This is a genomic window from Pseudomonas emilianonis (assembly GCF_023072625.1).
GTDB lineage: Bacteria > Pseudomonadota > Gammaproteobacteria > Pseudomonadales > Pseudomonadaceae > Aquipseudomonas > Aquipseudomonas paraveronii.
The window spans coordinates 1-3,002 of the sequence record NZ_JAKNRV010000501.1; the positions used below are offsets into that span (position 1 = coordinate 1).

At 60.2% G+C, this 3,002-nt stretch carries 4 protein-coding genes; 2 read left to right on the forward strand and 2 right to left on the reverse strand.

Annotated features, from left to right (window positions below; all coding sequences use genetic code 11):
- A partial coding sequence (locus L9Z73_RS28310) for an acyclic terpene utilization AtuA family protein (RefSeq protein ID WP_247408071.1) occupies positions 1–387 on the reverse strand: 387 nt, incomplete at its 3' end.
- Between the two features lie 153 nt (positions 388–540).
- Here L9Z73_RS28310 and L9Z73_RS28315 point away from each other — a divergent pair.
- A complete protein-coding gene (locus L9Z73_RS28315; protein ID WP_247408073.1) occupies positions 541–1,164 on the forward strand; it encodes a TetR/AcrR family transcriptional regulator in 624 nt (207 codons plus the stop codon).
- A gap of 93 nt (positions 1,165–1,257) precedes the next feature.
- Positions 1,258–2,046: a substrate-binding periplasmic protein gene (locus L9Z73_RS28320; RefSeq protein ID WP_247408075.1), complete on the forward strand. Its 789-nt coding sequence runs from the start codon at positions 1,258–1,260 to the stop codon at positions 2,044–2,046.
- A 34-nt stretch (positions 2,047–2,080) separates the two neighbouring features.
- Here L9Z73_RS28320 and L9Z73_RS28325 read toward each other — a convergent pair whose 3' ends face one another.
- Positions 2,081–2,632 carry an RNA polymerase factor sigma-70 gene (locus tag L9Z73_RS28325; protein ID WP_247408077.1) on the reverse strand — a complete coding sequence of 184 codons (552 nt, stop codon included), beginning with the start codon at positions 2,630–2,632 and terminating at the stop codon, positions 2,081–2,083.
- Positions 2,633–3,002 lie beyond the last annotated feature (370 nt).

The window sequence follows — 3,002 nt, forward strand, 5'->3', positions numbered from 1 at the left end:
GGCGACGGTGCCGCGCAGGGGTTTGAGTTGGGGGTGCAGGTCATCGCCCAGCAGCACGGCGATTTTCAGCGGCAGTTGCGCCGCATCGCAGGCCGCTTGCAGGGCGGCAGCGCAAGCCTGGGGGTGGATGCCCCCAGCGTTGCTGATCACGCGGATACCCTGGCGCTGGATCTCGGCCAGCAGCGGTGTCAGCACGTCGACAAAGTCCGTGGCGTAGCCAGCCTGAGGATCTTTCATCCGCGCGCCGGCGAGGATCGACATCGTGACTTCCGCCAGGTAGTCGAATACCAGGTAATCCAGCTTACCGCCGTGTACCAACTGGGCGGCGGCGGTGCAGGTGTCGCCCCAGAAGGCGCTGGCGCAGCCGATACGAACCGTCTTGCTCATGAGAAATCCTTCCTCGAATGGCTGGCGACGAGACTACCAAGCAAGCGCTTGGTTTGTAAACTCCAGACACAGTTTTCGGCCAAGCGCTTGCTTGGCTGGCAGTCACGGCCTAAATTGCCGCCCAAGACGTCAGTAGAAGTAGAGGAGAGCAGCATGGATGAGCAAAAAGCCCTGCGGGTGATGCGCACCATGGTCGACGGCGGCCAATTGACCGACCCCGAGAGTGCCCGGGGCAAGTTGCTGCAAACTGCGGCTCACCTGTTTCGCCACAAGGGCTTCGAACGTACCACCGTGCGCGACCTGGCTGGCGCCGTAGGCATCCAGTCCGGCAGCATCTTTCATCACTTCAAGAGCAAGGACGAGATCCTGCGTGCGGTCATGGAAGAAACCATCCACTACAACACCGCGCTGATGCGTGCTTCGCTGGAGGAAGCGAACACCGTGCGCGAACGGGTGCTGGCGCTGATTCGCTGCGAATTGCAGTCGATCATGGGCGGCAGCGGCGAAGCCATGGCGGTGCTGGTGTACGAGTGGCGTTCGCTGTCGGCCGAAGGCCAGGCCCAGGTGCTCGCCTTGCGTGATGTGTATGAGACGATCTGGCTGCAGGTGCTGGGCGAGGCCAAGGCCGCCGGCTACATCAAGGGGGACGTGTTTATCACCCGGCGCTTCCTCACCGGCGCCTTGTCCTGGACCACCACCTGGTTCCGCGCCGAGGGCAGCCTGACCCTGGAACAGTTGGCCGAAGAGGCGTTGTTGATGGTTTTGAAGGCTGATTGAGGCGCAGGCTGTTAATTTGGCGGTGGAAAGTTGTCTCGACAGGCGAAAACGCCTAGCTTACTGCCATCAGCATGTTAAACGGTGTGTGCCTTAATGTTTTCGCCATTGCGATTGGCTGCAGGACTTACTTTATGGGCACTGGGCACGGTGGCGTGGATGCCGGCTTCGGCTGCGCAATTGGTGAGGATCGGCGCTGCGCATTTTCCGCCCTACACCGTGCGCCCCGAGCAGGGCGCCGACACCGGATTGCTGCCGCAGTTGGTCGAAGCCCTGAACGCCTCGCAAACCGACTATCAGTTTGTGCTGGTGCCGACCTCGATCCCGCGGCGCTTTCGCGATTTTGAGCAGGGCCGGGTCGACGTGGCGATTTTCGAAAACCCCGACTGGGGCTGGCAGAAAATTCCCCACACCACGGTCGACATGGGCCTGGAAGATGCCGAAATATTCGTCGCCCAGCGTGAGCCCGATCGCGACCAGAACTATTTCGCCAGCCTTGGCGGCAAACGCCTGGCGGTCTTCAGCGGTTATCACTACGCCTTCGCCAACTTCAATGCCGACCCCAAGTTCATGGCCGAGCACTTCAAGGCGACGTTGACCTATTCCCATGACAGCAACCTGCTGATGGTCGCTCGCGGCCGCGCCGATATCGCCCTGGTGACCCGCTCGTACCTGAGTGATTTTCTGGTGCGCAACGCCGATATGGCTGCACAGTTCCTGATCTCGCAGCGCGTCGACCAGGTGTACCACCATTACGCCTTGCTACGGCCCAAGGCGCCGATCAGCGGGCCGGCGTTTGCCGAATTACTCAAACGTTTGCGCGATGACGGCGAGCTGCTGAAGATATTCGAGCCCTACCGCATCGATGTGACGGCAGTGCCCTGAGGTTGCAGACGATCAAAATGGGCGAGGGCGCGCTTCAGATCCGCCGCGCAAACGTATCGCTGTGACTGCCCGACACCTTGCGGCAATGCACTAGCGCATCGCGAATCATGAAGTTGACCAGGGTCGGCGAGACGCCAAGTTCCTTGGCGATGTCCTTTTGCGGCACGCCGTGCAGGCGGTACATCTCGAACGCATAGCGGGTGCGCTGGGGCAGTTCCGTCAGGGCGTCGGCGATGTTCTCCAGGGTGTTGAAATTGATGTGCGAGGCTTCCGGTGACGCGCCGTGAATAACCACATTCAAGCCTTCCTCTTCTGTCCCCGAATATTTGAGCTCCAGGGCCTGTTTGCGATAGTGATCGATCGCCAGGTTGCGCACGATCTGGAACAGATAACTCAATTGGGCCTTGAACGATGAGGTGATCGTCGGCGCCGCTTGCAGCCGGAAGTAGGCGTCCTGCACGACGTCTTCGGCCCGGGAGCGGCACCCGGTAATGCGTGCCGCGATCTTCACCAGAATCAGCCGATTATCGACGAATGCCTGGAGAAGCGGTGAGTCGCACCTGCCTGTGGATACTTGTTCCGTCATGGAAATCACCTTGTCGCAAAGAGGTTAGGGGAGGGCGTCCTTGCTGAGGCCTCCTACACATCGGGCAACAAATTATGACGAATGATAATTATTGTCAAATGAGAAAACGAACTAATTGTGTGTCTGCGCGTAAGGTGTGACCGACGTCTCGTTCATCCTCGGCGACTAATTATGTGCCAGTGCCGTCCGTTCTTCTGGGTGACAGGTCCGTTAGTAAAACGGCCAAGGATCAGCACCTGCAGGCGGGCGAGATGGGTTTCTATCGTGCGTACAGCGCGTTTTAGGTTGGGGTCGTCGAGCGACGAGCGCGCCCACTCGGTTTGTAGCCGGCGGCAGACGTGGCCACGGCATCCCGGCGCTGCGCCTGGGT

Excerpts from the sequence above, each read along its gene's own strand:
- L9Z73_RS28320 (WP_247408075.1), top strand. The coding sequence starts at position 1,258 with ATGTTTTCGCCATTGCGATTGGCTGCAGGACTTACTTTATGGGCACTG.
- L9Z73_RS28325 (WP_247408077.1), bottom strand. The coding sequence starts at position 2,632 with ATGACGGAACAAGTATCCACAGGCAGGTGCGACTCACCGCTTCTCCAG.
- L9Z73_RS28315 (WP_247408073.1), top strand. The coding sequence starts at position 541 with ATGGATGAGCAAAAAGCCCTGCGGGTGATGCGCACCATGGTCGACGGC.